General features: G+C 51.0%; 21 protein-coding genes. 4 read left to right on the top strand and 17 right to left on the bottom strand.

All coding sequences use genetic code 11. The annotated features are described in order from the left end of the window. Positions 1–96 precede the first annotated feature (96 nt). The gene (locus tag ACF8PK_RS19195; protein ID WP_004729293.1) at positions 97–1,644 is read left to right on the top strand and encodes a sodium:alanine symporter family protein; all 1,548 of its coding nucleotides are present in this window, start codon (positions 97–99) and stop codon (positions 1,642–1,644) included. A 97-nt stretch (positions 1,645–1,741) separates the two neighbouring features. Here ACF8PK_RS19195 and ACF8PK_RS19200 read toward each other — a convergent pair whose 3' ends face one another. The 6 genes from ACF8PK_RS19200 to ACF8PK_RS19225 all read right to left on the bottom strand — a co-directional run bounded on the left by ACF8PK_RS19200 (position 1,742) and on the right by ACF8PK_RS19225 (position 8,840). Next, positions 1,742–2,698 (bottom strand): bile acid:sodium symporter family protein, encoded by a 957-nt coding sequence (locus tag ACF8PK_RS19200; RefSeq protein ID WP_392443093.1) that lies wholly within the window; start codon positions 2,696–2,698, stop codon positions 1,742–1,744. A gap of 252 nt (positions 2,699–2,950) precedes the next feature. Beyond that, positions 2,951–3,967 (bottom strand): OmpA family protein, encoded by a 1,017-nt coding sequence (locus ACF8PK_RS19205; protein WP_392443096.1) that lies wholly within the window; start codon positions 3,965–3,967, stop codon positions 2,951–2,953. An 8-nt stretch (positions 3,968–3,975) separates the two neighbouring features. Continuing rightward, a complete protein-coding gene (locus tag ACF8PK_RS19210) occupies positions 3,976–5,019 on the bottom strand; it encodes a fimbrial protein (RefSeq protein WP_238773107.1) in 1,044 nt (347 codons plus the stop codon). A 12-nt stretch (positions 5,020–5,031) separates the two neighbouring features. Further along, positions 5,032–5,781, bottom strand: coding sequence for a molecular chaperone (locus ACF8PK_RS19215; protein ID WP_392443100.1), 750 nt, complete (start codon positions 5,779–5,781; stop codon positions 5,032–5,034). 14 nt (positions 5,782–5,795) lie between these two features. Next, positions 5,796–8,222 (bottom strand): fimbria/pilus outer membrane usher protein, encoded by a 2,427-nt coding sequence (locus tag ACF8PK_RS19220; protein ID WP_392443102.1) that lies wholly within the window; start codon positions 8,220–8,222, stop codon positions 5,796–5,798. Positions 8,223–8,324: 102 nt separating this feature from the next. Then, positions 8,325–8,840, bottom strand: coding sequence for a fimbrial protein (locus tag ACF8PK_RS19225; protein ID WP_004729305.1), 516 nt, complete (start codon positions 8,838–8,840; stop codon positions 8,325–8,327). Between the two features lie 162 nt (positions 8,841–9,002). Here ACF8PK_RS19225 and ACF8PK_RS19230 point away from each other — a divergent pair, with 162 nt between their 5' ends. Together ACF8PK_RS19230 and ACF8PK_RS19235 are read left to right on the top strand one after the other, a co-directional pair. Then, positions 9,003–9,194: a hypothetical protein gene (locus ACF8PK_RS19230; RefSeq protein WP_038152738.1), complete on the top strand. Its 192-nt coding sequence runs from the start codon at positions 9,003–9,005 to the stop codon at positions 9,192–9,194. A 56-nt stretch (positions 9,195–9,250) separates the two neighbouring features. Then, on the top strand, positions 9,251–9,973 hold the full coding sequence (locus ACF8PK_RS19235; protein WP_392443105.1) for a transcriptional regulator: 723 nt from the start codon (positions 9,251–9,253) through the stop codon (positions 9,971–9,973). Positions 9,974–10,075: 102 nt separating this feature from the next. On the opposite strand, the gene ACF8PK_RS19240 is transcribed toward ACF8PK_RS19235, so the two are convergent. From ACF8PK_RS19240 to guaB, 4 genes are all read right to left on the bottom strand, one after another. Then, on the bottom strand, positions 10,076–10,669 hold the full coding sequence (locus ACF8PK_RS19240) for an acetate uptake transporter (RefSeq protein ID WP_014205631.1): 594 nt from the start codon (positions 10,667–10,669) through the stop codon (positions 10,076–10,078). Positions 10,670–10,886: 217 nt separating this feature from the next. Continuing rightward, complete coding sequence (locus ACF8PK_RS19245) at positions 10,887–12,551, bottom strand: chitinase (RefSeq protein ID WP_392443305.1); 1,665 nt, start codon at positions 12,549–12,551, stop codon at positions 10,887–10,889. 252 nt (positions 12,552–12,803) lie between these two features. Then, on the bottom strand, positions 12,804–14,357 hold the full coding sequence (guaA, locus tag ACF8PK_RS19250; protein ID WP_014205642.1) for a glutamine-hydrolyzing GMP synthase: 1,554 nt from the start codon (positions 14,355–14,357) through the stop codon (positions 12,804–12,806). 127 nt (positions 14,358–14,484) lie between these two features. Next, on the bottom strand, positions 14,485–15,948 hold the full coding sequence (gene guaB / locus ACF8PK_RS19255) for an IMP dehydrogenase (protein WP_392443109.1): 1,464 nt from the start codon (positions 15,946–15,948) through the stop codon (positions 14,485–14,487). A 214-nt stretch (positions 15,949–16,162) separates the two neighbouring features. Between guaB and xseA the strand changes: the two genes are divergently transcribed. Continuing rightward, on the top strand, positions 16,163–17,500 hold the full coding sequence (xseA, locus tag ACF8PK_RS19260; protein WP_370447168.1) for an exodeoxyribonuclease VII large subunit: 1,338 nt from the start codon (positions 16,163–16,165) through the stop codon (positions 17,498–17,500). Here xseA and ACF8PK_RS19265 read toward each other — a convergent pair. From ACF8PK_RS19265 to ispG, 7 genes are all read right to left on the bottom strand, one after another. Then, a complete protein-coding gene (locus tag ACF8PK_RS19265) occupies positions 17,494–17,718 on the bottom strand; it encodes a zinc ribbon domain-containing protein (RefSeq protein WP_014205644.1) in 225 nt (74 codons plus the stop codon). The genes xseA and ACF8PK_RS19265 overlap by 7 nt on opposite strands. 306 nt (positions 17,719–18,024) lie before the next feature. Continuing rightward, on the bottom strand, positions 18,025–18,909 hold the full coding sequence (locus ACF8PK_RS19270; protein ID WP_392443112.1) for an alanyl-tRNA editing protein: 885 nt from the start codon (positions 18,907–18,909) through the stop codon (positions 18,025–18,027). Positions 18,910–18,981: 72 nt separating this feature from the next. Further along, positions 18,982–20,469: a ribosome biogenesis GTPase Der gene (gene der / locus ACF8PK_RS19275; protein ID WP_004729389.1), complete on the bottom strand. Its 1,488-nt coding sequence runs from the start codon at positions 20,467–20,469 to the stop codon at positions 18,982–18,984. Between the two features lie 205 nt (positions 20,470–20,674). Next, positions 20,675–21,832 (bottom strand): outer membrane protein assembly factor BamB, encoded by a 1,158-nt coding sequence (gene bamB, locus ACF8PK_RS19280; RefSeq protein WP_004729391.1) that lies wholly within the window; start codon positions 21,830–21,832, stop codon positions 20,675–20,677. Positions 21,833–21,844: 12 nt separating this feature from the next. Beyond that, complete coding sequence (locus tag ACF8PK_RS19285; RefSeq protein ID WP_004729392.1) at positions 21,845–22,459, bottom strand: YfgM family protein; 615 nt, start codon at positions 22,457–22,459, stop codon at positions 21,845–21,847. Between the two features lie 37 nt (positions 22,460–22,496). Then, complete coding sequence (hisS, locus tag ACF8PK_RS19290) at positions 22,497–23,765, bottom strand: histidine--tRNA ligase (protein WP_038152824.1); 1,269 nt, start codon at positions 23,763–23,765, stop codon at positions 22,497–22,499. Positions 23,766–23,790: 25 nt separating this feature from the next. Next, positions 23,791–24,909 (bottom strand): flavodoxin-dependent (E)-4-hydroxy-3-methylbut-2-enyl-diphosphate synthase, encoded by a 1,119-nt coding sequence (ispG, locus tag ACF8PK_RS19295; protein WP_055465971.1) that lies wholly within the window; start codon positions 24,907–24,909, stop codon positions 23,791–23,793. Positions 24,910–24,911 lie beyond the last annotated feature (2 nt).

Consider the following 24,911-nt stretch of genomic DNA (forward strand, 5'->3'; position numbering starts at 1 on the left):
GCATTACCAGACAAATCAATTAACATTTGAGTTACAAAAAGATTAATATGTTGAACGCAAAACAAACACAACTATCTTTAAACAGGGAAAATACTCATGCAGTCATTTGTTGATTTTCTAAATGGAATTATCTGGAGCCCGGTATTGATTTACCTTTGCTTGGGTGCCGGTTTGTTTTATTCCATTTTGACCCGTTTCGTTCAGGTCCGTCATTTCTTTGAAATGTGGCGCTTGCTGCTGTCTGGCAAAAGCTCATCCAAAGGGATTTCATCGTTTCAAGCCCTAGCCGTCTCACTGTCAGGCCGAGTGGGGACAGGTAACATCGCTGGCGTTGCAGCAGCGATCGGCTTTGGTGGCCCAGGCGCCGTCTTCTGGATGTGGGTGGTCGCCTTCTTTGGCGCAGCAACCGCATACGCAGAATCGACACTGGCACAGATTTATAAAGAAGAAGACGACGGCGAATTCCGCGGCGGCCCAGCGTACTACATCGAAAAAGCGATGGGTCAGAAATGGTACGCTTGGATTTTCGCGATCGCGACCATCTTCGCATGTGGCGTGCTCCTGCCGGGTGTACAGTCGAACAGTATCGGCAACGCCGTGGAAGCCGCATTTGGTGCAGGCCCAATGATTGATACCGGGATCGGTACTTACAGTTTCGCAAAAATCTTTACTGGTACGGTTGTCTCTATCTTGTTGGGTTTCATCATCTTTGGTGGTGTGAAACGAATCGCCAACTTCACGCAAATCGTGGTGCCATTCATGGCGCTGGCGTACGTGATCACCGCATTCGTGATCATTCTGCTCAACATCGGTGAAGTGCCACGCATCTTCGCCATGATCGTGGGTGACGCATTCACGCCAATGGCGGGGATCGGTGCTGCCATCGGCTGGGGTGTAAAACGTGGTGTGTACTCCAACGAAGCGGGCCAAGGGACCGGCCCACACGCAGCAGCGGCGGCCAGTGTTGAGCACCCAGCTCAGCAAGGTCTGGTTCAGTCGTTCTCGATCTACATCGATACGCTGCTGGTCTGTTCTGCAACCGCGTTTATGATTCTGATCACCGGTGCGTACAACGTACACGGCGGCGCAGAAGGTGCGTTCTTGGTGCAAAACATCGCCGCAGACATCAGCGCCAACGGCCCAGTGTTTACCCAAATGGCGATTGAAAGTGCGTTGCCTGGCGTGGGTAAACCCTTCGTCGCTTTTGCGCTGTTCTTCTTCGCCTTTACCACGATTCTGGCGTACTACTACATCGCAGAAACCAACATTGCTTACATCCGTCGTACCTTCAAAGTGGACGGCCTGATGTTCATCCTGAAACTGGCGATCATGGCGGCCGTGTTCTACGGCACAGTTAAAACCGCAAACCTTGCGTGGGCCATGGGTGACGTGGGTGTTGGCCTGATGGCTTGGCTGAACATCGTGGGTATTCTGATCATCTTCTTTATGGCGAAACCCACCATGGCGGCGCTGAAAGATTATGAAGATCAGCAAAAGCAAGGCGTGAGTGAATACATTTTCAACCCGGTGAAACTGGGTATTAAAAACGCCACGTACTGGGAAGAGAAGTACAAGCGCAAAACCGGCAAAGAACCGAGCGCTGAGGTGGAAGACACTCAAACTGTTGAGCAGCCTTCAACCTAATAACTTAAAAAAAAGCAGTGGATAACACCAAACCAAAGGGCCAACAATGTTGGCCCTTTTCTTTTCCGACTCGTGACCGTCAACATGATGACCGCACTTATTGGGTGTCTGATGCGCTCTCGGAGGATGTCGCCCCCGCGCGATGGTCTAACGGACGCTTGGCCCAATACCCCGCCAATAACGAGCCTGACAAGTTGTGCCAAATCGAGAAAATGGTGCCGGCAACCGCAGAGGCGGGCGTAAAGAATTTCATCGCCAGCGCCGTCGCTAAACCTGAGTTTTGTAAGCCCACTTCAAACGCCACTGTGCGGCAAATGCTCTCATGGAACCCTATAGCGCGGCAAATTGCGTAACCGGCAGCAAGGCCAATGCTATTGTGCAAAATAACCGCCACCGCAACAATCGGCCCAATGGTGGTCAATTGCTCAGCATTCAACGCCACCACAATCGCAATGATCAGCACAATCGCCACCATGGAGACCAAGGGCAAAATCGGCTCCAGCTTTTCCGTTACGGTATGCAAGAAGACATTCAGCAGCAACCCCACACCGACCGGCACGAGCACAATTTTCACCAAGCTCATCAGCATGCTGAGCGCTGGTACATCCACGCTTTGACCCGCGAGTAATTCCACCAACAACGGCGTGAGCGCCACGCCCAATAAGGTTGAAATCGACGTCATGGTGATCGAAAGCGCCACATCGCCTTTGGCGAGATAACACATCACGTTCGATGACGTACCCCCTGCCACACTGCCCACCAGCACCATGCCGATGGTCAGCATCGGGTCGAAGCCGAGCAGCACGCTGATCAGCAACGCCGCAAGCGGCATCACCGAGAATTGCAGCACAAGGCCAATGCCAATCGCTTTTTTATTGGCGACCACATTGAGAAAGTCTTTCGGTCGTAACGTCAGCCCCATGGCCAGCATAATGATGGTCAGGAGCGGCACGATCTGGCTTTTCAGCGACACGAAGGTCGCGGGAAATACGTAGGCGCAGACGGAGAACAGCACCGCCCACAGCGGAAACAGCTGAGTAATTGTCCTTAACATGGTTATACATTCCTGTTGTGTGTTGTGTTTTTATAGTGTGTGAAATATCACCAACTAAGCTAACTCAGCTCTTTGTCTTGAAACAACCTGTTTTTCATTAAGGACTTATCTTGTTTTGCGCCCCAATAGGCATCAACGTGGGCAGCAAAGCGGTCGGCAACGTGAGTACGAAACCAGCCGCTGCTGGGGCACGCTTTCACGTGACGCATTTGATCAACACGTCACGTGGGTGCTAACCATCACGAGGTTTGATTAACGGGAGGACACCTCGGCGGAGCGGCGCACATCGATAGTCACTTTGCGCGCGGCCGGATTGTCTGCCTCTCCTTGCGCCAGATGGGTCAGCGATGCCGCCACCACAATCTGCCCGGGCTTGACGCCGTGTTGCATTAGGTAGCTTTGCGCTGCTTGCGCTCGGCGCAGCGCCAATTGGTGGTTATAGCGACGATACGCCATGCGTGAATCCGCACCGCCCGTAATATGAATCACATAATCGGGCTGCGTCACCAGCGCGGCGATGATCGTATTTAACTGCGCTTTCACCGCAGGCGTCAGCTGATATGAGTTATACACATAATCATCACTGGCCCAGACGTGCTCAAAACGCATTTCTTCCGGTTCGACAGGGAGTGACGGCACCTCAGCGACAACCGCCATCGGGCGCGGCGTGAGGATCGGCGCCGCATAGGTGTTGCTCGCCCAAGGTTTGACCACCACCGAAAGGCTAATTTGGTCAAGATCGGCATGCGTTTTACGATCGTACATCGGACTCACCAACGCCAGATTGAACACGCGCTCATACTGCACCCGCACGTCAATATTTTCATGCAACTGGTAATCCCCGCCCACCGTGAGCATGGGCGCCACGCCAGTAAAGCGCGTGTTGCTGTCATAGAGGGCGTTGTCGGTCTGTGAGTGATACACATAACCGCCCACCCCAGCGCGAAGGCCCAGTGCTTGCCATTGCAACAGGGGTTGGCTCGCCACCACGTCCCAACCTCGAACGGTCAAGTCTTTGCCATCGGAATAATCGCGATAGCCAATTTCAGTGCTCAGCGACGGAAAGGCATATCCAACCCCATAGCGCAGCTGCGTGATGTTGTCGCTCGCGGCCACATCGCTGCCGCGCAGTTCGGCTTTCCCGCCACCAGCAAAAAAATACAACCCAGATCGATCCCAAGACTCATGGGGCACTTCGGCGGCCAGTAGGCTGTAGGAGACCAGCACCGTGATGATGGTCATCCACACAAAGAATCTCTTGCTCATCATGTTCCTTCCTACAGGTAAGACACGGAGTACACCACCATGCCCTCAAAGCTGCCCTTGTCGATGGCATTGGCATCACGCGCATACAACACCGCGCGGTAACGTTCATAGCCGATTTGTTCAATTTCAAACCCAGCACCAATCGGCTCATTGAGTTCGACTGGTTGACCGTTCTGATCTTCAATTCGAATCGCCACTCCCTGCATCGGCTGACCATCCGAACCAAACACCGGCACGTATTGATTGTTGCCCGTATCGCGAATGTTGCTGAAATAACCGCGCAGCTTCACGGCCTGACAATCCGAGCCATATTTGACATTGCGCACCACAATATTCAGTGGCTGAGTGACGCTGTTGCGCACATCATTTTCGGTCAACAAGCCAAAGTCGATATCGTCATTTTGCAGTTCAATTTCGACCTCGCATTTGGATGGCTGCAACACATCCATGTTTTCAATCACACTGAAATAGTTGGCGTAACGGTTGTTGTAGCCCTTCTCACCATCGACCTGAAAAATGTTCAGCGCCGAGCTGTAACCCGTAAATGTTCCCGAGGCGGTCACGATGATCGGTTGAAAGGTGATCACTTTGGTGATCTGGGTGCGCGCCTCACACGCCGAGTTCGATTCGCCCGTTTTACACCGCTCAACCACAAAGCCGCTCACGGGCGTTTTGGCTCCGTAAATATCCATGCCCTGATAACGAAAGCCGATTTTGATCCCCGGAATATCCGGCACGCCGATGTCGCCCGTTTTGCCCGGCCAGAAATAAACTTGCTCATCATTCTTTTTCAACGTTGGGTGATTGGACGCGTCTTTGTAACAGGTGATGCTGACGGTCTGAGTCGCGCCGCGCCACACGATTTGATCATTGGGCGCACTCTCCGGCACCGACGCCGATGGGTCGATATAAAACCGGCTCGAACCGCCAGGCCCGCTGCCGCCAAAGACGCCGCCAGCATCGCTGCTATAACAGGCGAGCGCCCATGCCGACGTTCCACCCAAAGTGCATCCCAAGGCAAACATGAAAAGTAAAACCACGCGAATCGCTTGCATGTCACAACACTCCTATTTCACGCGATCAACAAACTGACACCGCTGATTGCCACATTGATATCGATTGGTGATCAGCGCGCCGTAATCGTTAATGTGAGTGATGAAGTATTCCCCCTTCACCGCCATGGTTAGTTTTTCGCGGCTGAACGGTTTTAGCATGATCGACTCAAACCCTTTGACCGGATTCGATTGGTTGTCGGTGATCGAAAAGTAAGTGGCATAAAACGGTGAGCTGTTTTCCAGCCAGATCTCCTCCTGCACCATCTCAATCGAGGTCGCTTTGGCCTGCGCCAAATCGATGTTCTTGATTTGACTCAGCGCGGCCGGGCGATAAAACAGTTTGATGACCGATTCAATGGCAAACTGAATCGAGCCGCCGGTTTGCCCCACTCGGCTCTGCGCGCTTGACGCCATCTCTTTCGGTGGCACTTCACGCACGTGGAAATAAAACACGCTTTCGCGATCGTTTGGCAATTCATCCAGCCCCGACACTTTTTCAATCCGCAATACGGCATAATCGTCGCTGTTAATGCGCACCAGCGGCGGCACGACCATAAACGGTTCAAGTATTTCATTGCCCTGTTCATCACTGATCCAAGCCTGTGACAAGTACGGCTGTTCAGCCGGATTTTTCACCCGCACGGTTTCCAATGCGCTCTGCTGCGGAAAAATGATCCGCGTGCGATCGAGCGCCAACGCCGCGTGTGCACTGGCAGCCAACACGCTCCAAAGCAGCGCGACCCAAGTGAGATGTGTTTTCATATCGCCTCAAACATTTAATGACAGTTCAGTAAGCGAATCGAACGCTCACCGTGTTGTGGAGTTTCCATCGCGATGCGACAGGATTGGGCTTGCCCCCAAATCACCCTCAATTCGCTCTCTTGATTGACGCCAGAGAGATAAACCGCTTGCGCCGTGCCGACGAGGCCGACCTCTTCTTGATTGCGTTCGTCGATCACCGATGCGCCAAACGGAATGGGTTCACGCGAGACCAAGCGCGCCAAATAGCTTTCGCCCTGACGAGCACGAACCGACTGATAGCCGATCGCTCCTTCTGTCAGCACCACGCTTTTGACTGAATCCAGCACCTCAACGTGTTTCGGCAGCGCCTTGTAATCGACCGTGTTCTGGCTTTTTTGATACGGCGTGATCCCGTTGACCAACGCTAAACCAAACGCATTCGATTCCTGTTTGCCCGTGCCTTGAATCGTCACATCAGGCACGCTGGTGTCGAGTAGCAGGCGTGTGTCTCCGGCCGTTAAATTGCTGTAAGCCAAGCCATGTTGAGTCATCAACACCGTACCGGACGCACTGGCGTTGACCTGCTTGTACGCATCACTTTGTACGCTGCCGCCGAGCGACGTCGAGACATACGCAAAGTTGCGCTGATAGTTGCCGCTCACGCCAACCGACTCGCCTTCATACTCATCAAATGCAAGGCGATAGTTGGCATTGCGCGCGTTATCACGCCCCGCATAAGACAGGGTTTGCGCGTAACGATCGGCCGTGTGGCGCGACTGCATCGACACGGTGTGGCTGTTGCCAAGGGGAATGGAAATCCCCACCGACCACCCATTCTCATCCTGACTGGCGTCGGTGCTTTGCCAACCTTGAGTATCGCTGTAACTGACGTGACGACTCTGCGCGCGATACACGTTGGCATTGAGATAGAACATCAACCCATTGACCGACAACGGCTGCGACACGGTGAGGTCGTAGCGTTCCGAGCTGCGGCGAGAATCCCAGTAATTGCGCGCGTTGTACGAGAAAAACAAATTGGTGTTGGCGATGCTTTGCGTCAGCGTGATGTACTGTTCATCTTTCTTGTTATTGTTGGCCTGATACAACAAGGCCTGATTTCGCGCATCAAAGCTGTGCAGGTACTCATCGAACTCGTAGAATTTCTCCTGAGAAAAGCGATAGCCCGCAACGCGCATCCCCAATCCCCAATCGGTGAGTGTGTTGTTGTAACTCACGCCGATCGAGGTGCCCGACAACGATTCACCATCCGGTAGTTCAGTGTTGGCAAACGACACATCCGCAGACAGCGCCCCCATGCTGCCAAAGTTCACCCCAGAACCGAGGGTGTAAACCTGATAGTCGCTGGAGAGTAACGTGCCGCCAAACAGCGACAGTTGGTTATTCAGGCCATACGAACCTTCCGCCGAGACGAAGCCGGGCCGATGTGCATAGATGTCGCGATCCGGCGCGCCAGCCGACAAGCTGTAACGAATGTGCCCGGGGCGCGTCAAATACTGCACCGATGCGCCGTTGACCTGATACCGCTGCACACTGCCATCTGCCAGCCGAATTTCGACATCGATTTCGCCTTGGCTCGACTGCGACAGATCGTCAATCACATACGGGCCGGGATTCACATTGACCACTTTCAGCACGCGCCCTTGCTGAGAAAGGGTGATGACCGCAGGGGCCTCAACGGTTCCGGAAATCACCGGTGAGTAGCCACGCAGGTAAGCGGGCAACATCTGATCGTCACTTTGCAGCCGCACACCATTCATGCGAAACGACGCGTAGATCTCCGAACCAAACGCGGTGTTGCCAAAACTCAATTTGGATTTTATGTGGCGCAATGGTAGGTAGCCGTAGTATGAGGTGAGCTCGCCTCGGGTTTGCGACGATTGCTGATAATTGGCACGCAAACGCACAGGCCCCGCATTGACACCGACCACGCCAAAGGTCGTCCAGTCATCAAACCAATCGCTATCCTGATTTTGTTTGGTGGCAAAATAATTGGAGTGATAATCAAAGAACACACCGCCGATGCCGTCGTCCCATAGATTTGAATTCACAAAACCATTTTTATATTCTTCCGCCAAATATTCCTGCGGCAAGGTAATATCCATTCGACCTTTGGTTAAATCAGTCTGGACATTTGAAAATGCCACTTGTGAGAGCTGATAACATTCCTTATTTTCAGGCATGAATGTCGACAAATATTTTCCCAACCCAAGTGAATTAAGTGGCATACGTTCAATCATTGCTTGGGTCACACACACCTGTTCAGAGACAACGGATATTCTTTCGGTATAGAGATAATCCTGATTAAAGAAAATATCGAACTGATATATTCCATCTGGAATATAGTTCGCTTGATTAAATTTACTCAGATCGACCACACTGGATGATTTAATAAAATGGCTATTAAATTCAGCACCCGATGTAGAAAATGAAGCAATAGTCATACTGCCCAAGAGCATAATTGTTAACTCTAAGCGCATTGGGAATATCCAGATTAAACGGCAGGTACACAGCTTCGAGCGCCGCCCGAAGCTGTGGCAATCTTATTATTGGTAGCTCACGCGAAGCAGCGCCCACGATTCCGCATTACCGGCGGTCACCGGATTAGCCGTGACATCGACGTTCGCTTCATACGCAGCCGAGAACGACGCAATGTTGGTACCATCTAGCAGGGTGTTGCTCGCTGCAACTGCGCCGTTATCGACCGGTTTGCCATTGTGCAGAATACGCACGCCAATGCCGGTGGCGCCGCCTTCCACGCTAAACAGTTTGCCGGTGGCGTCTTGGTTCGATAGGAAGGTAAAGCTCGCCGTCTTGGAGATGGTGGTATCACAATCCGTCAACTTGATGTTGAACGATACCGGTGTTGAGCGGTCGCCTTTCGCTTTAAAAATGTGCGTTGGGTGCTGACCCAATTCGATGGTTTGATCGATACTGTCAGGTGCCAAACCACAAGCCGCCTCCACAATTTCTCCCTTGAAATAAACGTTGGTGGCGTTGTCTGCAAGCGCAGGCGCAGACAACGTCGCACCAACCATTGAAACCGATGCTGTGGCGACCATTAACAGGTTTCTTTTCGTTTTAAAAAGCATGAATTAACTCCGTTATAAATATTATTTCTATCTATTTTAAATAATCATTAACCCACTCAATTAATCAATTCATTCATTATTCATTGATCAATTCAATGGAACTCGTTGTTTATTAAACTACGCTCATGACTGATGGCATCATACGACACAAAAGCCGCAACAAACGCAGCGAATGAATTACAACAAGAAACGGACAATCAACCCAATGAAACACCCTTTTTCACAGTGATTCATATAAAAAAACATAAATTAATGACATGTAATATGCAAAAACAAGAAAATATAAATAGAATCCATGCGAATGATGTGGATAACAATATTTAATTCTGTGACATTCAAATAGACCAAACCTTTCCATACATAGATAACAAGGGATTATAATGAAAGAGTTTGAAGGCTATATATATCAGCCGACTTTCAACATATGTCAGTACGAGTTCAGCGATGGAAGTGTATTTTTGCCTGAGCAATTCAGCATCTTCTCCACCGATGGGGAACGATACCTGATCAGTTACAATGAGTGCGTCGCACTGTGCACCTTGCTCGAATATCAGAACACATTTGTGATGCGCAAAACCCTGCTTCATGCCATTTGGGGCAACCGAGGGTTATTGGTGGATGAAAACAGCCTCAACCAGTGTATCTCTCGCCTTCGAAAGCAAATCAATCACAGTTGTTTAAAGCAGGTCGTTCAAATCGAAACCCTGCCTAAAATTGGCTACAAAATCGTGACGGAGACCAAACGAAAGCACGCCACTAACCGCCCTAAAAAGCCCCGCCCCCCCATCACCAAACCTCATCACGAGTACCGTAAAAAGTTACTGTTGGTGAGTGCGCTCTCTTTTTCATCCATGATTAGCGCTGTGGCTTATCTGACGATCAGTCCATCAGGACATCGAATCTCTAATCTATTGAGCGATGAACTGAGTCTGTTATTTGATGACGACGAACGGGAATATGTTGAAAAGACGCAGTCGATTGATGGGGAGAGTAAAACCATTTACTGCTTTAACAATACCAAGGGAAAGACGATGGAAGTCAGTGGCTCGGCGCGCACCATTTGCCTGTTTAAAGATGAATCCGCCGTCCCGATCCAGGAATAACGTCTCCACGCTCAGACCGCATGCTCGGAGGTAGGCCACTTAAAGTTCAATTGGGGTACAAAAAAGGCTGGCACCTGGCCAGCCTTTTCCTAATACGTTTAATTACGCAGCGATTTCTTGTGCAACCGGAGCCGCTTTTTTCTTCTCACCGATTGGCAGAACCACGCGGCCGTACTCGTTGTTAATCACTTGCGCCATCGCGAAGTATACTGCGCTTGCGCCACAGAAGATGCCTTCGAAACCTGCGATCATGCCGATGAATTCGCTACCAGTAAAATCACGAATCGCTAGCAGTGCAAACAGGATGGTCAGTGAACCGAACACCACTTGTTTTGCCACTGGGTAGCACAGTGAACCGATAAACATGAAGCCTGTGAAGATGCCCCACAATGCGAGGTACCAACCCATGAACGGTGCAGGACTTGCTGGCAGACCCATTTTAGGCATCACCAACAGGCCAACCAGCGTCAGCCAGAACAGACCGTAAGAAGTAAACGCCGTTGTACCGAATGTATCACCGCGCTTAAAGCACATGATGCCTACAATCACTTGGCTCAAACCGCCGTAGAAAATACCCATCGCAAGAATCATCGAATCGATTGGGAAGAAACCTGCGTTGTGAATATTCAGCAGAATAGTCGTCATACCGAAACCCATGAGACCAAGCGGCGCAGGGTTGGCTAATTTAGTAGACATTCAAGTTACCTTACAAAAGTGTTGATAAAAAATACGCGCGGATTTTAATCACGCATAAATAAAAGTATAGAACTCAAAAATGAGATCTAAGATTACCAAAATACTAACTCCGTAAGCCCAAGCGATAGATAATGCCAATCAACTGATAAATAATAACTTTTACAAAAACAAAAAAGGCCTTCCACATAAGAAAGGCCCGAGAGCGATAAAAAATAAATTATTTACAAGATATTCCATCCCAAAACCAGTTGGATTGCAGCGGCGTTTCCCACACACCCGGCGCGTTTTTCGCAATGAAGCAGCGCCCGTTGTAAGTCACTTTTTCGCCGTTTGCGACCTGAGAGACACCCGATTGCCATTCGAGAAAACTGCCCGTGTCAGGTACGGGATCCGGCGTGGGTTGTTGCTCAGGAGCGGGCTCCGGCGTTGGTTCTGGTGTCGATGGTGTTTCACTGACGAATAACCAAGGCCCACCATTGGCGGGATCGTCGCCTTGCGTCCACCATTTCGCTTCATAAGTTGCACCATGCCACACCACTTGATCACCAGCGTGATAGACTGCGTTTTTGTCCCAGACATTGCTGCCCGGGTCGGTCCCCGGATCAGACGGTTCCAGTTGTTCAACCACGCGCACCTGTGGCCAACTGGCATGTGACCCATAGAAATTGGTCACACACTTCTCGTAGTCACCTGCCACTAAAGCTGAATATGCCGTCTGAAAGCCCACCAGCTCACATTCAAACGAATAGCCCTCGGGGCGATCGGCATAATACTTCCAGTTACCGTCCCAGTTGGTATACAACACGTCCGTCGCACCATTTAAATTGAGGCTGCCATACGGGGTTTGCTGCCAACAGGTGTTTTTTTCATCCGGTTGCTGCGGAATGTGATAATACTCAGCAAGCCCTTCCCAATAGCGAATGCGATTCACGGGCTGACCTTTGTCTTTGTTTTGCTCGCCGCACTCAATGCCGCCATTGATCACGTTAATCGTGGTGCCAAACCCGTACCCGATGCCCGCATCGATTTCACGTTGCGAAGGCACCCAAGTGCGGTCAATCACATGCAACATCGCAGGCTTTGGTGCTTGAGGCGTGAGGAAAAACCAAATTGCGGAGGCTAGATTCAGCCATGAATCAGCCACCAGACCGGGTTGATTCAAAAGCACCGTTGCATCCCCATCAAACATGGCTTCCGAAAAAGCGCCATAGTTGAAATGATACGAGAGTTGTTTGGCGCCACGGCCAAAGTATCCCTGCCCCGCAGCACACGGCCAGCGTGCGTTTTGCCAATCATTTTGTCCGCAGCCAGTGGTATACCCTTCCTGCCCTTCAGACCAGCCCATTTCACGTACATGCACGAGCGCTTGCTGCCACTCTTCCAACCCCAGCGGGTTATCCGACACGTTGTCTTTGGCAATATGGCCGCCGGTTTCTTGTGAGAAATGCGCAAACGCCGTCACAATCGACTTCTTGCAGATTGCGTCGGCGTCACGCCCATCGCTGTAGTCACCACAAAAGGCGGGGAATTTACCAATTGCACGCAAAAAACGCGTGTAGGTGTATTCCGGTGCCGCCATATGGGTGAGGTTGTCCCAGTCACTTTGCGGAAACACGCGCTCGACACGTTGCACGTTGACGGGGTTGCTTGTCAGCCCCGGTTCAATCGCTTCGACTTCTTGATTGGTTCGCGTTTGCAACGCTTGCGCCCAGATAGCGTACATCGGGTCCGCGGTTTTACTTTGTTCTGCGGCGTGCAGCTCGGCGCGAGACACCAAGTAACCACTTGGATTTTCGGGATCGGGTTCAATGGTCATGGACGCCTGAACACAGGCGGTAAAGAGGCACCCTGAGATCAGAGTGAGTTTGCTAGGCGTAAACATCATTTGCTTCCTTCCAGATTACACATCACTGGCAGAAGCGTAGGTAGCTGACCATCGATTGAATAGTGAATGTCGGTCAGAATCATTCGTTTTGCGAGCCACTTCGGTAAGCTAACACCGCGTTACTGATGCCGAATCAAGTAACTGCCGACGACGCTCAAAATTTCATCGCGCCACCATTCAGCCACAAAAAAGCCCCGGCGTTCATCCGGGGCTTTTGAAGTTGATGACTCACTGACTAGCGAGGCGGGATTATTCCCACTCGATAGTTGCTGGCGGCTTACCTGAAATATCGTAAACCACACGAGAGATACCGTTCACTTCGTTGATGATGCGGTTCGACACTTTGCCAAGGAAGTCGTATGGCAGGTGTGCCCAATGCGCGGTCATGAAATCGATGGTTTCAACAGCACGCAGTGAAACAACCCAGTCATACTTACGGCCATCGCCCATCACGCCCACAGAGCGTACAGGGAGGAACACGGTGAATGCTTGAGACACTTTGTCGTATAGGTCAGCCGCATGAAGCTCTTCAATGAAGATCGCATCTGCGCGACGTAGCAAGTCACAGTATTCTTTCTTGATTTCGCCCAGCACACGAACGCCAAGGCCTGGCCCTGGGAATGGGTGGCGGTAAAGCATGTTGTACGGCAGACCGAGCTCTAGGCCAATCTTACGCACTTCATCTTTAAACAGCTCACGCAATGGTTCAACCAAGCCCATTTCCATGTCGTCAGGCAGACCGCCCACGTTGTGGTGCGATTTAATCACGTGCGCTTTACCGGTTTTTGAAGCGGCGGATTCGATCACGTCTGGGTAAATAGTGCCTTGCGCCAACCATTTCGCGTTTTTCAGTTTCTTCGACTCTTCATCGAATACGTCGACAAACACGTGACCGATCGTTTTACGTTTGTCTTCTGGATCAGACTTGCCTTTCAGTGCATCAAGGAAGCGCTCTTCTGCGTCCACTTTGATGATGTTCAGACCGAATTTATCGCCGAACATATCCATCACTTGCTGACCTTCATTCAGGCGTAGCAGACCGTTGTCAACAAACACACAGGTCAGTTTGTCGCCAATAGCACGGTGAACCAGCATCGCCACAACTGACGAATCCACACCGCCAGACAGGCCAAGGATCACTTCATCATCGCCCACTTGCTCTTTGATGCGAGCGACCGCGTCTTCAATGATCGATTCAGACGTCCATAGACGCTCACAACCACAAACACCCAGCACAAAGTTTTCCAGCATTTGCAGGCCGCCTTTGGTGTGTGTCACTTCTGGGTGGAACTGTACGCCGTAGTATTTTTTCTCTTCGTTTGCCATCGCCGCGTAAGGACAGGTGTCTGTCTCACCGACTTTGACGAAATCAGCAGGAATCTCGACAACTTTGTCGCCGTGGCTCATCCAAACGTCTTGTGTGGTTTCAAGATTTTTGAACAGCGCAGACTCACCAGACACTTTCACTTGTGCGTAGCCAAACTCACGCTCGTCAGAGCCCGAAACTTTACCACCCAGCTGTTCAGCCATGGTTTGCATGCCGTAACATACGCCCAGCACAGGCACGCCTGAGTCAAAAACGTATTGCGGTGCACGGGGCGAGTTCGCTTCCGTTACGCTTTCCGGACCACCAGATAGAATGATGCCGTCTGGATTGAATTCGCGAATATCCGCTTCTTCAACATCCCAGCTCCACAGTTCGCAATAAACGCCGATTTCACGGACGCGACGCGCCACAAGTTGAGTGTACTGAGAACCGAAGTCCAGGATCAGAATACGTTGGTCATGGATATTTTTAGTCATTTTGAGCAGTCTTTTAGGGCTAAGTGATTAAAACCGAGGCGAGTGTACTCGCCTCTTATTAATGCTTCAAGGAAAAAGCAAACGTTTACGTTGTTTTCTCGTTCGAGAAAAATCAATGCGACGTTGATTAACCCAAACGATAGTTTGGTGCTTCTTTCGTGATTTGAACGTCGTGTACGTGAGACTCTGCCATACCCGCGCCAGAGATTCGTACAAATTCTGCTTTCGTACGCATATCTTCAATGGTCGCAGAACCGGTCAGACCCATGCTTGAACGTAAACCACCCATTTGTTGGTGAACGATCTCTTTCAGGCGACCTTTGTACGCGATACGGCCTTCGATACCTTCAGGAACCAGTTTGTCCGCTGCATTATCGGATTGGAAGTAACGGTCAGAAGAACCTTGAGACATCGCACCCAGAGAACCCATACCGCGGTAAGCTTTGTAAGAACGGCCGTTGTACAGAATCACTTCGCCCGGTGCTTCTTCAGTCCCTGCGAACATTGAGCCAACCATCACACAAGATGCGCCAGCTGCAATCGCTTTACAGATGTCGCCAGAGAAACGGATACCGCCGTCCGCAATGACAGGAATACCGTATTGACCCGCCACTTCAGCCGCATCAGAAATCGCAGTGATTTGAGGTACACCAACGCCTGTCACGATACGAGTTGTACAGATAGAACCAGGGCCGATACCCACTTTCACAGCACTCACACCTGCTTCGATCAGCGCTTTAGCACCTGCGCCAGTAGCAACGTTACCGCCGATGATATCTAGCTCTGGGTATGCCGCGCGCGTTTCACGAATGCGGTTAAGAACACCTTCAGAGTGACCGTGTGAAGAGTCAATCAGCAGAACGTCTACGCCCGCTTCAACAAGAGCAGCGACACGCGCTTCGTTGCCAGCACCAGCGCCAACCGCAGCACCAACACGTAGGCGACCACGTGCATCTTTACATGCGTTAGGTTTACGTTCAGCTTTATGGAAGTCTTTGGCGGTGATCATACCGGTCAGTTGGAACTCATCGTTCACGACCAATACTTTTTCAACGCGTGCTTCGTGCATTTTTTCTTGAACTTCAGTGCGAGTCGCACCTTCTTTGACCGATGCAAGACGCTCTTTCGGCGTCATAACCACAGAGACTTTCTTCGACAAATCCGTCACAAAACGAACGTCACGACCCGTGATGATCCCCACCAGCTCGTGGCTTTCAGTCACCACAGGGAAACCCGCAAAACCGTGCTTTTCAGTCAGGGCGATCACATCAGCGATAGTTGCATCAGGGCTTACGGTGACCGGATCGGTGACCACGCCAGCTTCAAATTTCTTCACCTGACGAACTTCAGCAGCCTGTTGTTCAATAGACATGTTTTTGTGGATAAAGCCAATGCCACCTTCCTGCGCAAGAGCGATAGCCAGACGGGCTTCCGTCACGGTATCCATCGACGCAGAGATCATTGGGATGTTCAGTTGGATGTTTTTCGTCAGCTGAGTGCGAAGATCAGCGGTATTTGGGAGAACGGTGGAGTGTGCTGGCACAAGTAGGACGTCATCGAATGTCAGCGCTTCTTTGGCAATTCTTAGCATTTGCAATATCTCACAATATAAGGAGTAAAAAGAACAATCCAAGCCTCATCGTTTCGCATAATGAGTGCAGCGATGCTGCATTTGGATTAGATATTGCGGACGGATTATACGCCCAGAGCAATCGCTTGACCACTCATTTTTTCATTTTTTATTTGCAATTACCCCCTTGATATGTATTATATTGCCGCTAATTTCCATACCCACGTCTGAGCAAATTAGCGAGTCCTCTTTGACCAATCCAAACATCTATACGGTTTCCCGTCTCAATGCTGAAGTCCGGTTGTTACTGGAAAATGAAATGGGCATTGTGTGGTTGATTGGCGAAATCTCGAACTTCTCCGCTCCCGTCTCTGGACACTGGTACCTCACCCTCAAAGACTCCCGTGCACAAGTCAAATGTGCGATGTTCAAGGGCAGTAATCGCTTCGTTCGCTTTAAGCCGCAAAATGGTCAGCAAGTACTGGTCAAAGCCCGCTTGTCGCTTTACGAGCCGCGTGGGGATTATCAGATCATCATTGAGAGCATGCAGCCGGAAGGCGACGGTCGTCTTCAACAAGAATTCGATCAGCTCAAAATGCAACTGGCCGCAGAAGGACTGTTTGCCCAGACACTCAAACACCCCCTGCCGGAACACCCGCGCTGCGTGGGTGTGATTACCTCAAAAACCGGCGCTGCTCTGCACGACATTCTGCAGGTGCTTAAACGCCGAGATCCCAGCTTGCCCATCATCATTTATCCGACCCTCGTCCAAGGGGAAGACGCCGCAATTCAGATTGCGCAAGCCATTGGCCGCGCCAATGCCCGCGAAGAATGTGATGTATTGATTGTTGGACGGGGCGGTGGCTCGTTGGAAGATTTGTGGTGTTTTAACCATGAGATCGTGGCGCGCACCATTGCGGCCAGTCAAATCCCGATCATCAGCGCAGTTGGCCATGAAATCGATGTGACCATCGCTGATTTTGTCGCTGACGTCCGCGCGCCAACGCCATCGGCGGCGGCAGAACTAGTAAGCCGAGACAACAGTCATAAAAAACAAGCATTTCAGGGATACGAGCACAAGCTGTCCAGCGCCATGCGCCATTACGTTTCTGAACAAAAAGGGGCGTTGAAGCAATTACAGTATCGCTTGGACAAGCAGCACCCGATGTACCGGTTGCAACGTCAGCAGCAGCAACTTGATGAGTTGAGTATGCGTCTCGAACGCGCGATTCAGAAACAGCTCAACCAAACACGTCAACACGTGGCCAAACAGCAGCATCGCCTGCAATTGCAATCGCCAGAGAAAACCCTGCGTGAGCAGCATTACACCCTCGCCTTGCGCGAACGAAGTTTGATTGACGCCATGCAGCGCCAACTGGTTTCGTCTCGTCACCGCTTTACGCGGCTTATCGACAAACTCGACACCGTCAGCCCACTCGCTACCCTGTCGCGCGGTTATTCGATTACCCAAACGTCACAAGGTGAGATTGTGCGCCAAGCTTCAGATGTCAAAACGGGCGACCAACTCGTCACCCGTTTAGCCGATGGTGAGATTCACTCCACCGTTCAATGATCCTGCTTGTGAAATTCAAATCGGACTCGCGATTTGGATTTCAGTTCATTGCAGTGATGACAAAAGTAATTCGCCGCACCACACGCTTGTAACTTTTCCAATTCCGCACCGCAATCCGGGCAAAAGCCCACTTTTTTAAAGTGTTCGTCGCACTGCGTGCAGTGATACTGACCATCCCACACCAATGGCTGCTGGCAGGTCGGGCAAGGGTTATTCATCGTGTTTCTCTCATGCATGCTATTTGTCATTTGATGATCCAAAACAAACGGATACATCACCTTGATCTTTATCACAGCATCTTCAACCTCATCGGCTTTCCTCAGGCGATGCTGCTATCCTTGCTTTAAAAGATCGTCGTCCGATCATCTGCTTTATTCACGTTGATCAGCGATCTCCCCTCAAAAGAACATTTATATAACCACACACCGAAAGCATAAGTTACATATCCTGTTTTTGGATTTTAAACAGACTTAAAATCTAATGGTAATTTAAATAAGCCAATCTGTCAGAATTTAATAAAAAGATCATTCTTCCGAGGCTGGAGTTACATGCGTGTGCATTTCGATGTGTTGGTCATCCCGTATTTGCAAGTTCACAACGATGCTTTGGTAATCACACAAACTCGTTGCATGCGTTCCACCACAAGGGATACGTGCGATTTCGCCTTCATGTAAATCACACTCCCAGTAACGGGAATCGGTGAGCGCATCCCCATCGCGCAATACCATCATTGGCGATCGCAACGCTAACCAATCCACCAACTGCTGATTCACTTGCTTTTCGATGCTCGCAAGGTCATTTAGCATATCATCACTGTTTAACCCTCTTTTACGGAGTGTTTTACCAAGTCGATAGGTATCGACACAGCGATCTTCTGTTACAAAGCTAGTGACCTGTGCGTAGCTATTAAAATCACAATGGCCATGCGGGTCTTTGCGATCGGCGTCTTTCCGCCAGTATCCCTTCGCCAGCACCTTGTTGAGCGCTAAATAAGCCAGATGTCCGGCACTGTGACCACGACTGAGGCGTTGCTGATAGGCTGCGTTCACGGTGAGTGTCACGGCCTCTCCTAAAGCCACAGCGTTGACTTCCGCCTCAAGCACATGAACCACCACAAACACCCACCCCGGTGCGTCACGCTTCACCGGAATCGCCTGCCCAACCGAGAGATGGCCTGTTGCCAATTCAATCGCACCGACTTGGCAATCAACAACGGCAAACGTTCCGTGCGCAGAATGGAGCGTTCCTTGGTCAGCCGGGTGATCCGGCCAAATATGGCTCACGGGATGAAACGGCGTGCTGTGCGTGACCACATACAGCTTGTCTGACGATGATTGAACCAATTGCACTTGGCTGGTGAGCGTGTGACACGATTGCGTAAACGTCACGATCGTTGGTGTGTAAGACATACAAATTTCTCAGTGAGATTGATTTCGTGGGCACAGAATAGCAAAAGCCCGGGCTAAACCCGGGCTTTGTTTTTATTTTTTGCGATCTTTCATCATGGTCATCAGACGCTTACGTTTGCGTTCTTGAGACAGGGTCATCTTATTGGTTTTACCCTCAAATGGGTTTTCACTGTTCTGGAACTGAATGCGAATTGGTGTTCCCATGATATCCAATGACTTACGGTAGTAGTTCATCAGATAACGTTTGTAAGAATCCGGCAGTTCATTCACCTGGTTACCGTGAATCACGATGATCGGCGGGTTGTAACCCCCAGCGTGCGCATATTTCAGTTTCACGCGGCGACCACGCACCAAAGGTGGCTGGTGATCTTCGGTTGCCATTTTCATAATACGCGTCAGTACTGAAGTCCCCACACGAGTGGTTGCAGAGCGGTAAGCCTCCTGAACCGATTCGAACAGGTGACCGACACCCGTACCGTGCAGCGCGGAAATAAAGTGAATACGTGCGAAGTCAACAAAGCCCAGACGACGGTCTAGCTCTTTCTTCACGCGCTCTTTCACGTCAGTATCCAGACCATCCCACTTGTTCACAGCAATCACGATCGAGCGACCTGCGTTCAGTGCAAAGCCCAGCAGGCTCAAATCTTGGTCGGAGATGTTCTCACGCGCGTCCACCACCAGCAGCACGACGTTTGCATCTTCAATCGCTTTGAGGGTTTTCACCACCGAGAATTTTTCAACGGTTTCGTTGATGCGTTTACGACGACGAACACCTGCGGTATCGATCAAGACGTATTCACGCTCATCACGTTGCATCGGAATGTAAATGGAGTCGCGCGTCGTGCCCGGCATGTCGTACACAACCACGCGTTCTTCACCCAGAATGCGGTTTGTCAGCGTTGATTTACCCACGTTCGGACGACCGATAATCGCCAGCTTGATCGGTTGATCTTGCAGACGTTTGTACGCTTCCTCCGCTTCTTCTTCGGTGTAATCCAGCTTCTCTTCTTGCTCTGCATCCACGAAACCGGTTAAGTCTTCCAGTGCCGCTTCTTCTTGCTGCATTTGTTCCGCCAGTGGGTTCAGCGCACGATCAATCAACGCGCCCACACCACGGCCATGTGCCGCCGCGATTTGGAACATCTGATCAACGCCAAGCTGCCAGAATTCAGCACTGGCGGTTTCCGCATCAATGCCGTCAACTTTGTTCACCACCAAAATCGCGTTTTTCTCAACACGGCGCAAGTGGTTCGCAATCGCTTCATCCGCAACGGTCAGGCCAGCACGGCCATCCACCATAAACAGCACCACATCCGCTTCATCAATCGCGGCAAGCGATTGTGCCGCCATTTTGGTTTCAACGCCTTCTTCGCTGCCATCAATACCGCCGGTATCGATCACGATGAATTCATGTTCGCCCAGTTTTGCCTGACCGTATTTACGGTCACGAGTCAAACCTGGGAAGTCCGCTACCAGTGCATCTCGTGTGCGGGTGAGTCGGTTAAATAGCGTCGATTTACCTACGTTCGGACGCCCAACAAGAGCAACTACAGGTATCATAACAACCTCTACAATGATTCTTTTCTTATGTAGTTATAGGTAAACACTCTTTCACAAGCGCTAAATTTTTACCTATAACCACAAGGTGAATGCCAATGACTTCACGCCGTTGAAGTGCGAGTAGGCAACTTCTATGGGCGAAAAGTATAAAACGGCTCCTAACTGTTACCAGCTAGGAGCCGTTTGTGAATTATATCACGAAATATTACTGGATCGTCAGTTTCTTTATTTTGCCATCACGTGTGATCACCAGATAACCGTCGGATAATGCCAAGGGACTCACGGCGAAACCGCTGTCATTGACCAGTTGCTGAGCGACAAACTCTCCCGTGCTGCGGTCAATCCAATGCAAGTATCCTTCGCTGTCACCGACCACCACAAAACCATTGATCAGCACAGGTGCTGTCAACAAACGGTTTTGTAACTGATCGTTGCTCCACAGCTCCGTGCCACTGCGAGCATCCACAGCAATCACGTGATCTTTATCGGTAATCACAAACAGACGACCACCATCGCTGGCAATGTCCGTTGACGACGAGTAATTGCGTTTCCACATCGGGTTACCCGAACGCAGATCGATAGCAATTAGCTGACCATTGAAACCCACTGTATACAGGGTTGCGCCAATAATCAGCGGAGACGAATCAACATCGACCAGACGGTCGATTTCCGTGGCGCCTTTCGGCTGCCCAACGGGTTGTTGCCAAATCAGCTGACCACGCTCAGAAATCGCCGCAGCCAAACGGCCACCGGATGTACCCCAGAATACGCCACCCGATGCCGCCACTGGGCGACTGTCGCCACGCAAGGTCAGGTTCGGAACTTCGGTACTGATGGTCCACTTTTGCTCGCCGGTTTTCTCATCCAGCGCGATCAAAGCGCCACGGCTGGTGTTCACAATCACCAAACTGCTATCTGCAACTGGGGCTGCCAACACTTCACCTTCAACGTTCGCACGCCAAGCTTCTTCACCGGTTTCTGCGTTCAGTGCAATCACTTCACCGTTTTCACTGCCGATGTAAATCTGACCATATGCCGACGCAATGCCGCCTGACAAACGCGCGGGCGTGTCTTGCTCCAGATCCACATTCCACAACGTTTTACCGTTACTTGGATCAAGCGCTTTCACTTCGCCATCACGACTGGCCACGTAAATCTTGCCGTAGGCCGATTCCGGAGACAGTTTAGAGAAGTAATGACCAACACCGCCACCGACGGAAGCACTCCAATCAGATTTTGGCGTAAACTCACTTTTCACCACAGGCACTGGTGCCATGATGACGTTCTCTTCTTCGCCCGCACATCCAGCTAGCAGCCCGAGAACTGCGGCAGACAAGAGCACTTTGTTGAACATCTTTTTCATCAAGGTGTGCCCTTATTTGGCCAGATCATCCAGTTTCATTTGCAGCGTTTGACTCGCATCATCCGCTTGCTGCGCTTCAGCGTAGGCAGCATAAGCGGCCTCTTTGTCGCCTTTACGCAGAGAAATATCGCCACGCAATTCAGCCACACGGCCCGTCCAGCTTTGCTCTTTGATGGTTGCCAATTCGCTCAACGCCGCATCAAAGTTGCCTTGTTCTGCTTGCAGACGTGCCACGCGGTACGTGATCACCGGTTTCAGCGCCGCATCACCGGTCGCATTTTTCGCCCACTCAAGCTGAGCCAGTGCTTCATCGAGTTGACCGGCTTGCACTTGTGCTTTCGCCAGTTGCATTGCCGCCAAAACAGCGTATTCAGATTTAGAATTGCTGTCGATAAAACTTTGCACGTCGGCTTCACCATCAACGCCTTTGGTTGTCAGCGTTTGAATTGCCTTGGTGTAACTTGCTGAAGCGGCTTCTTGTCCTGACGTCACAGAATCTTGATAAAAACGCCAGCCAAACAAACCACCCAAGCCGATCACAGCGCCAAAGATCACGGCTTTGCCGTTCTCTTTCCACCAATCTTTGATCGCTTCAACTTGTTGTTCTTCAGTATCGTAGAGTTCCACTTCCTGTCCTCTTAGTATGACATCTCAAAATTTGCGTTTAGACGAGGTGAGCCAGTTTGCTCGCAACTTCAGTTTGAGAAATCGTTTCTTGTTCACCACCAGCCAGGTCTTTGAGAACTACGGTGTGCTCTGCCACTTCGTTTTCACCCAGTACCAGAGCAACGGCTGCGCCGACTTTGTCCGCGCGTTTAAATTGTTTCTTAAAGTTACCACCACCAAAGTGCGTCATCACGCGCAGGCCAGGGATCTGCTCGCGTAGCTGTTCCGCTAGCTTCATACCCGCCGTCAGCGTGCCTTCACCGGCAGTCACCATGTACACATCAACGTTACGACGTACGTCGGTGTTGCCCAAGGTTTCCATCATCAGCACAAGACGCTCAAGGCCCATTGCGAAACCCACCGCTGGTGTGGCTTTACCGCCCAACTGCTCAACCAGACCATCGTAACGACCGCCGCCACACACTGTGCCCTGTGCGCCTAGGCTGTCAGTCATCCACTCAAATACGGTGCGGTTGTAGTAATCCAAACCACGGACTAAACGCTCATTAATGGTGTATTCGATACCTGCGGCGTCAAGAAGTTCACACAAACCTGCGAAATGTTGTTTAGATTCAGTATCTAAATAATCAGAAAGCTTCGGTGCGTCACCCAGTACAGCCTGCACATCTGGGTTTTTGGTGTCCAGCACGCGCAGTGGGTTGGTGTACATACGGCGTTTGCAGTCTTCATCCAGAACGTCTTGGTATTGCTCAAGGTATTCAATCAGCGCGGTGCGGTAGTTTGCGCGCGCTTCCAAAGAACCGATAGAGTTGAGTTCAAGACGCACGTAATCCGCGATGCCCAATTCACGCCACAGGCGTGCGGTCATCATGATCAATTCAGCATCAACGTCTGGACCATCAATGCCGAACACTTCGACACCACATTGGTGGAATTGGCGGTAGCGACCTTTTTGTGGGCGCTCGTGACGGAACATCGGGCCCATGTACCACAGGCGCTGCTCTTGGTTGTACAACAAACCGTTTTCGATGCCTGAACGGACACAGCCCGCCGTGCCTTCTGGACGCAGAGTCAAGCTATCGCCATTGCGGTCTTCAAAGGTGTACATCTCTTTTTCAACCACGTCAGTGACTTCACCGATCGCGCGGCTGAACAGATGAGTCATCTCAACGATTGGCATGCGCACTTCGTTGTAGCCGTATGCGCTAATCACGTTTTTCACAATGCCTTCCACTTTTTGCCAAAGCGGAGACTGAGTAGGGAGGCAATCGTTCATGCCTCGAATTGCTTGAATAGTCTTTGCCACAGTACTTACCGTAATATCGTTGAGATTAATCTTGTTGCTGAATATCGATGCGATTTTTCACATCCAGCTGAGCGGCTTTGGCGCGAATCTTCGCTTCCAGCTGATCGACCAAATCATCGTTGTCGAAACGCTCTTTCTGACGCACACCATCTTCATAGAATGCGCTCTTTTTATTGCTGCCAGCCAACCCAAGATGAGACACTTCCGCTTCACCCGGACCGTTGACGACACAGCCGATGATGGAGACGTCCATTGGCGTCAGCACATCTTCCAGGCGCTGTTCCAGTGCGTTCACCGTCGCGATCACATCAAATTCCTGACGCGAGCAGCTTGGGCAAGCAATGAAGTTGATGCCGCGGGAACGAATGCGCAGTGACTTCAGAATGTCAAAGCCCACTTTGATCTCTTCCACCGGGTTCGCCGCCAAGGAAATACGCAGTGTATCGCCAATGCCTTCCGCCAGCAGCATGCCTAGACCGACCGCAGATTTCACCGACCCCGCACGCGCACCACCAGCTTCGGTGATCCCAAGGTGTAAGGGTTGATCAATTTTTTGCGCCAGTAGGCGGTAGGAGTCAACCGCAAGGAACACGTCAGACGCTTTCACACTGACTTTGAATTGGTCGAAGTTCAGGCGATCCAAGATGTCGACATGGCGCATCGCCGATTCCACCAGCGCGGCTGGGGTCGGTTCGCCATATTTCATTTGGATGTCTTTTTCCAGCGAGCCACCATTGACACCAATACGAATTGGAATGCCCTTGTCACGCGCGCAATCCACCACCGAACGGATTCGGTCTTCATTACCGATGTTTCCGGGGTTAATTCGCAGACAGTCGACGCCATATTCCGCCACTTTCAGCGCAATACGGTAGTCAAAATGGATATCGGCCACCAGAGGGACAGAAACCTGTTGCTTGATGAGTTTAAACGCTTCTGCGGCATCCATGGTTGGAACCGAGACACGTACGATATCTGCACCCACATTTTCCAACGCGCGAATTTGCGCCACGGTTGCTTCCACATCGGTGGTGCGCGTGTTGGTCATGGATTGGACGGCGATCGGTGCACCATCGCCAATTGGCACGTCACCCACGTAAATGCGTGTCGATGGGCGACGTTTGATAGGAGACTCGTGTTGCATAG

Source organism: Vibrio sp. CJQ_6 (genome assembly GCF_043106745.1).
GTDB lineage: Bacteria > Pseudomonadota > Gammaproteobacteria > Enterobacterales > Vibrionaceae > Vibrio > Vibrio furnissii.